Consider the following 5,873-nt stretch of genomic DNA (forward strand, 5'->3'; position numbering starts at 1 on the left):
ACCACGTCTGCGCCTGAAAAATCCTCTGATAAGCAAAAGGGGAGTAAGGATCCTTTTTATACCGGATTTGGATATACTGATCAGAGAAAGCCGGAGAGTTCACCTCCGCGTTCTGCTGTAAGTCAGGGTCATGAAAAAGCCGTTTTGGTCAAAAAAACAGAGGAACATAAGAAAAGCAGTTATCTGGAAGAAGACGATGATGATCTCTTCAGCTGAATGAGATTTTTTCAGGGGGTTAGACTGAAATACTGAATATCACTGATATCCTCAACCATTATCTCTTTTTTACCATTGTAGACAGAAACTTCGCCTGTCACCTTTACCCCGTCGTCTTCATTTATCATATTCTTTAAAATAGCTCCCTTTGCAACAAATATCACAGGACCGTCTGTTTCAATAATCAGGTGTCCTCCTGTTTTTGTCTCAAGTATCTCTGATGCACAACCCTCGTAATATACAAAATCCCCTTCTTCAGAGGTGTTTTTGTATTCTTCTGCAAAAGATGATTTATCAATCCCTGACAGAATTAAATGTGATCCAAGAATGGCTGCAAAGACTAAAAGTAGAATTATTAGTGCAAATCTTTCTTCTTTTCCAGGAAACAATCTTAATCCTCCTGCTTTTATATAGGAAGTTCAACAATTCTGTGCTCTGTTATCCCCGGAGGAACAACTGTTGTTATAACAAAAGGATGAACTGATTCAGGAGTAATGGAGACTGAGAACTCTTCGTGTGCAGGAACATTTGTCTTCGGATATACAAGTATTGTAAAGATTTCGTTTGGTTCGAGTATAGTATCTTCATCAGCAGATGCCAGAGGAATCATATTGGATTTATCTGCGATGGTCCAGCAGGGGCTTTCCAGAGGTCTTTTTTCAGAGTAAAACAGTTCTTCTGTAATTTCGTTATATTTGAACAGTATTTCTGCCGTGCTGAGGTCAACTGCGATCTGCTGACCGATAAAAAGTTTAACCGGTATTGTACAGCTTCCCAAATCTGTACTTGACCGGTCTTTGGGTTTTAGTTCCACACTTAGAAAGACACCACCTGTATTCTGGGCACCATAGGATGTGCCGTCAGTCATAAGTATCTCATCTGATTCACCGACAGCAAAACCAACAAGTCCTCCATGGCTCTCCGGACTTTCGTGCGGCTGCGGCATCACAGCATTAAAAACAACACTTCCAAAGAGATATAAAAAAATGCACAGAATTGCGATGACGATAATTATCTCCAGTCCTGTTATCGCTTCGCTTCTGCCAAAATCCCGCATATATAATACAATAAATCATCCCTGATTATATAACCCTGTCCCTTTTCGTTAGGTTTTTTTCAATGAAATGCGGTCTGGCAGGTGGGAGATGAAAATTTAAAAATAAATCACTTGATGAAATAAAAAAATTTTGATAAATAAACAGAATAAAAGCTTAAAAACAGATTTTTTTCCATGAAAGTTAAGACAGTTAGATACACGGTTTTCATACTCATCTTTATTTTGCGGTATCGGCCGTTATCGCGTCAGAAAAGGGCTTAAAACAGCAGACGTTTTTATTGCAGATTACGGCCTTGAAAACGACAGATATGAATGGGGTCTTTCTGCCTGTGACTGGGTTTAGGAGAATTTGCCTTACCATACGAAAATTCTTAAGAAAAAAACAAAACTTCTTATTGCAACAGGAGATTACAAAAATGCAGTTCTCTCCTATGCCGAGGCGCTGCCCGGATATAACAACAATTTAGTATCGGGGAGTTCTGAGGCATATTATACTATGGAAAAGGCAGAACTTCTCATGAAGCTTCAGCGCTATGATGAGGTTATTTCTTTATACAACTCTGTTCTTGAAGATGACCCGGAAAATACTGCAGCATGGATTGGTCTTGGTGATGCATACCTGTATCGCTTCTTACAAAGGGTCAGATAGAGGATATGTATGCCTCTCTTGACATGACAAGCCCTAAGGATTCCGTGATGATGGAATCAACGGCTGAAACCTTAAAAAGCCATAAAAATGCAATTGATGCGTACAACAAAGCTGTAGAGATTAACCCGATGTTATACCCTGTTGTGTCCGCAAAGATTCTCGGAAGTTACGAAAAGACAATAAGCAGCTATCAGGACATACTTGAAGGTCTAAACAATCGGTAATTCCTAAAAAATTAATTTTTTTTTCATATAACTTTTATACTGAAACTGATGAATCGATGGATTCTTTGTATGCAGGGTCTGTTATTGTCAGATATATCAGGAAATCTTCTCCTGTGTTATACAGGCTCTGGTATGCACCGGGAGGAATATATGCCGTCTGATTTTTTTTCATTATCATAGCCCTTTCATTTATGTTAAGGATTCCCTCTCCTGAAATAAAATACATAACTTCAGTGGTGCCCTCAAGAATATGCGGGGTTGTCATGCTGTCTCCGGGGATTTTTGCCAGCGCAATGCCGGGTTCAAATAAATATTCAGTATTGCAGTCTGATAAAATATCAGGATTTGAAATATTATATATCTCAACATCGCCGAAAAAAATCCCTTTTCCAGTTTTGTTTTTGCTTATTAATAATGCATTTTCAGATCTGTCTTTTTCATATGAGCTGTTGTCAGGTATTATTTCATTATCTTCTTTATATGGCGGACAGGTAAGTGAGAGATATATAAGCTCTGTCTCACCTGAATTTTTTATCTCCTGTATAAGGTTTTTTGGAATAAAGAGGGTGTCTTTGGCAGTAAGATTGTATAATTTTCCATTAACAAGGGTATCTGCCTCACCTGATAATATGTACACTGTTTCTGTTGTATCTTTAAGAATATGCGGTGGATTCTCTTTTCCTGCTGGTATTATTATTTTTGAGAGCTCATAATTTATCTGCGGATACTGCCCGAGATTTTTTAAAATATCAGGAGATATGATATTTTCAACAATTGTACTTCCGAAGATCTGAATTCTGAGTCTGTTTTCTTCATCAGATATGAAAAATCCGGAATCAGAGACAATTATTGCTTTATTCTCTTCTGTTGTGATTTTTTCATCAGTCCCTGTATTTATACAGCCTGAAACCGCAATTATGCATATAAAAAAAATTATGACTTCATAACGGAATGAATTCATAATCTAATTATTGTCATTTTTTGTATTAAATATGCTCTAATGGCTTTATTCTTTATTTTTTACACTGGAAATATTGGGCACACAGATATGCATATCAATTGATGTAAAAACCGGAAAAATGTCTGAAAGAGACTTTTTATGTACAGAGATTTGAAGAATTTATTAAATTTTGCATCAAATAAAAGAAAATATGAAAAAATTTGGAATTTGTTCTAAAAAAATTATTTCCCCCCGTTTTTTGTTTATACTAATCCAAATGACTTTATTACAACATCAGGATTGACAGCACCTGTGCGGTAGATCTTTCCTTCGGAGAGTTCGTTTATGATGACCTCTGCCGGGGAGAATAGTGATGTGTCAATCTTGTAGAAGTCAAAGCCTGCCGCCTTAAAAGTGTCATAGAACGGTTCGCCGTATGAGCTTGACTTATTGGACGGGATTTTGTCGAGGTAATCAACAATCTCGGGAGCATTCATTGTAAGGTATATCTGGCCGTGATAGATTGTTGCATCGTTTGTGCATCCCATTGCCTGTGTTGAATCCTTCTTGACAGGAGGAATTGGTGCTGTACCCATTGCAGACTCGATCTTTTTTGTGTCAAATCCAAGTTCGTTTAATTTATATATAGCTGTCTCAACACAGCGTCCTGCAACCTGAATTGAACCGACTATTGATGCTGTCGGTGCAACAACTGCACACACATTTGCGACATCCACATTGCATTTGTCTGCAATCATCTGCATAACATCACCATTTGGAAGTTTGTCGGACTCAAGGCATATCACAGCGTAGTCAGACTCATCCTCATACTCAATTACCTCAAATGTGTGCTTGGGCATAAGTGAGAGTGCACGTGCAGGCCCGCTGCCCATCGCAAAGAATCCGCCTGAATTTACAGTCCATCCCGCTTTCTGTGAACCGAGGCATGAGACTGACGGGAAGTCAGTGTTTACATCGATAAAAGGCATTGGGATACCTTTAATCTGTCCGTTTCTGAATGTGACCTCTCCAAGTCCTCCCATACATATTTCTGTAAAACGTTTTCCTGCAAGGTAGCCGCCTCTTGTGCTTACCCCACAGTCAACCACACGGGCGCCGTTGTCGAGCTGATGGAATTCTACATTGTAGTCTTCCGGATATTCTGCAAGTTCCTCGAAGATATCAAGGGCAAGTTCATTAACACTAATCATCAGAGTTCTCTCCTAAAATAGTAATGAACAAACAAAATAGATAAGTATTGTTAATTGTCGCACATGGCGTATTTAAGCCAGAATCGCTGTTATGCGGGCTGGATCGTAACGAAGGGTAATCACCCGTGTTCTGCCTTTTCCTTCCCTGTAATTAAGATTTATAAGTCTCATTGAATCAAACTTTTTTATCATCTCATAAAAGCGGGTATAACCTGTTGCGGTCTCTTTTTTTACCTCTTCAAAAACAAAACCTGCAGACATCTCCTTTTCATCCTGTGCAATTTTTGCAAGAATCTTAAGAAGCCTCTTTTCGTCATCGCTTAAGGTTTTTACTGTATGTGAGAGATGTACATACTTTGAAACCAGATATGCGCGGCAGATATCATCTTTTTCAACCCCGTGCCTTGCATCCATCTCAGCATTAAGGACAGAGCGTTTTAAAAGATCGATTCCGACTCTTAAGTCTCCGCTCTTTAATGTCTGCTCGACAATCAAATCCAGCATGGCGTTTGAGAGTACTCCCGGATAAAGGCCCTGCATTACACGCTCTTTTAAGATTTCAGAGATCTCTTCCTCCTCGTAAGGCGGGAAATAGATCTCTGACGGTCTGAATACAGACGATACCCTCTGATCAACCTCCTGCATGAGATCAACATTCATATCAGAGATTACTGTAATAATTCCGATTCTGACACCTTCGTTTGACTCATGTGATCTTAAAAGCGTGTATAAAACCTTGTTAATCTCTTTTTCATAGAGCAGATAGTTTGCATCGTCAAGGCATACTAAAAGAACAGCTTCTTTGTCATTTACAAGTTTGCAGACCATATCAAAGAGATTTTTAAAAGAAGTTCCCGACGCGGGCGGCGGGCGGTTTGTGAGCTTCTTATATATTTGTGAAAATATTGCGAATTTTGTATTGTCTATCTGGCAGTTTACATATACCGGAATCAGTTTTTTTGTCTTATCTTCAATTTCTTTGAAGAGTTTTTTTATAGATGTGGTCTTTCCTGTTCCCGGAAGGCCTCTGCATATTGTGTTTAAGGGTCTTGCACCCTTCATCCCCGGTTTTATATTGAATGCAAGCTCCCGTGTCTGGCTGTCACGGTGGTTGAACTGCTCCGGAATGTAGTCTATCTCAAAAACTTCAATATCGCGGAAGAGGGTTTCATCCCACATGAGCAGATCCTTTTTCATGTAGAATTTTATTGCCCTGAATTGTATTAATTTATGTCATCGGTCGCGGTCCTGAAAAGAACAGATCAGCCCTGTTTATTTACTAAAGAAATTAACCTGCAAAAATTTGTGGATTAGATTATTCTGCTATCGGTTACAAAGAGAGTATAAACATTTTGTTTTAAGGGCAGATGATGAGAGTTACCCCCACTGAAAAGTTTCTTTTATGATGAAGCAGGGTACTGATGCTCTTAAAAAGAATAAATGATGCTTTTTAGATCTTTTTCAGCCCGAAAAAGATGGCTAAAAAGTCCCCGGCATCAATCGTTTTAAAACCGCCCTTTTCTTCTGCCTCTTTTTCAGAATATACAGTACATCCGTCCCTTCCCATGCCTGAAAT

Annotated in this window: 8 protein-coding genes; 3 read left to right on the top strand and 5 right to left on the bottom strand. The window is 38.8% G+C overall.

All coding sequences use genetic code 11. The features are described 5' to 3' along the window. Positions 1-216, top strand: a 216-nt coding sequence (locus tag ACTB1O_RS03385) for a hypothetical protein (protein WP_462993734.1), incomplete at its 5' end; no start/stop codon positions are given. Between the two features lie 11 nt (positions 217-227). Here ACTB1O_RS03385 and ACTB1O_RS03390 read toward each other — a convergent pair. Beyond that, on the bottom strand, positions 228-605 hold the full coding sequence (locus tag ACTB1O_RS03390; protein WP_462993735.1) for a hypothetical protein: 378 nt from the start codon (positions 603-605) through the stop codon (positions 228-230). 17 nt (positions 606-622) lie between these two features. Next, on the bottom strand, positions 623-1,273 hold the full coding sequence (locus ACTB1O_RS03395) for a hypothetical protein (protein ID WP_462993736.1): 651 nt from the start codon (positions 1,271-1,273) through the stop codon (positions 623-625). Between the two features lie 349 nt (positions 1,274-1,622). Between ACTB1O_RS03395 and ACTB1O_RS03400 the strand changes: the two genes are divergently transcribed. Then, positions 1,623-1,922 carry a tetratricopeptide repeat protein gene (locus tag ACTB1O_RS03400; protein WP_462993737.1) on the top strand — a complete coding sequence of 100 codons (300 nt, stop codon included), beginning with the start codon at positions 1,623-1,625 and terminating at the stop codon, positions 1,920-1,922. 5 nt (positions 1,923-1,927) lie between these two features. Further along, a complete protein-coding gene (locus tag ACTB1O_RS03405) occupies positions 1,928-2,146 on the top strand; it encodes a hypothetical protein (protein WP_462993738.1) in 219 nt (72 codons plus the stop codon). A gap of 34 nt (positions 2,147-2,180) precedes the next feature. Here ACTB1O_RS03405 and ACTB1O_RS03410 read toward each other — a convergent pair whose 3' ends face one another. From ACTB1O_RS03410 to ACTB1O_RS03420, 3 genes are all read right to left on the bottom strand, one after another. Next, positions 2,181-3,107 carry a cupin domain-containing protein gene (locus ACTB1O_RS03410; protein WP_462993739.1) on the bottom strand — a complete coding sequence of 309 codons (927 nt, stop codon included), beginning with the start codon at positions 3,105-3,107 and terminating at the stop codon, positions 2,181-2,183. 242 nt (positions 3,108-3,349) lie between these two features. Further along, a complete protein-coding gene (mch, locus tag ACTB1O_RS03415; protein ID WP_462993740.1) occupies positions 3,350-4,297 on the bottom strand; it encodes a methenyltetrahydromethanopterin cyclohydrolase in 948 nt (315 codons plus the stop codon). Between the two features lie 72 nt (positions 4,298-4,369). Then, positions 4,370-5,494, bottom strand: a complete 1,125-nt coding sequence (locus tag ACTB1O_RS03420; protein ID WP_462993741.1) for an ORC1-type DNA replication protein — start codon at positions 5,492-5,494, stop codon at positions 4,370-4,372. Positions 5,495-5,873: the final 379 nt, after the last annotated feature.

This window comes from Methanomicrobium sp. (assembly GCF_055145805.1).

Bases quoted from the DNA above. Each gene is read 5' to 3' on its own strand.
- ACTB1O_RS03410 (WP_462993739.1), bottom strand. From the start codon at position 3,107: ATGAATTCATTCCGTTATGAAGTCATAATTTTTTTTATATGCATAATT.
- ACTB1O_RS03420 (WP_462993741.1), bottom strand. From the start codon at position 5,494: ATGAAAAAGGATCTGCTCATGTGGGATGAAACCCTCTTCCGCGATATT.
- ACTB1O_RS03395 (WP_462993736.1), bottom strand. From the start codon at position 1,273: ATGCGGGATTTTGGCAGAAGCGAAGCGATAACAGGACTGGAGATAATT.
- ACTB1O_RS03405 (WP_462993738.1), top strand. From the start codon at position 1,928: ATGTATGCCTCTCTTGACATGACAAGCCCTAAGGATTCCGTGATGATG.
- mch (WP_462993740.1), bottom strand. From the start codon at position 4,297: ATGATTAGTGTTAATGAACTTGCCCTTGATATCTTCGAGGAACTTGCA.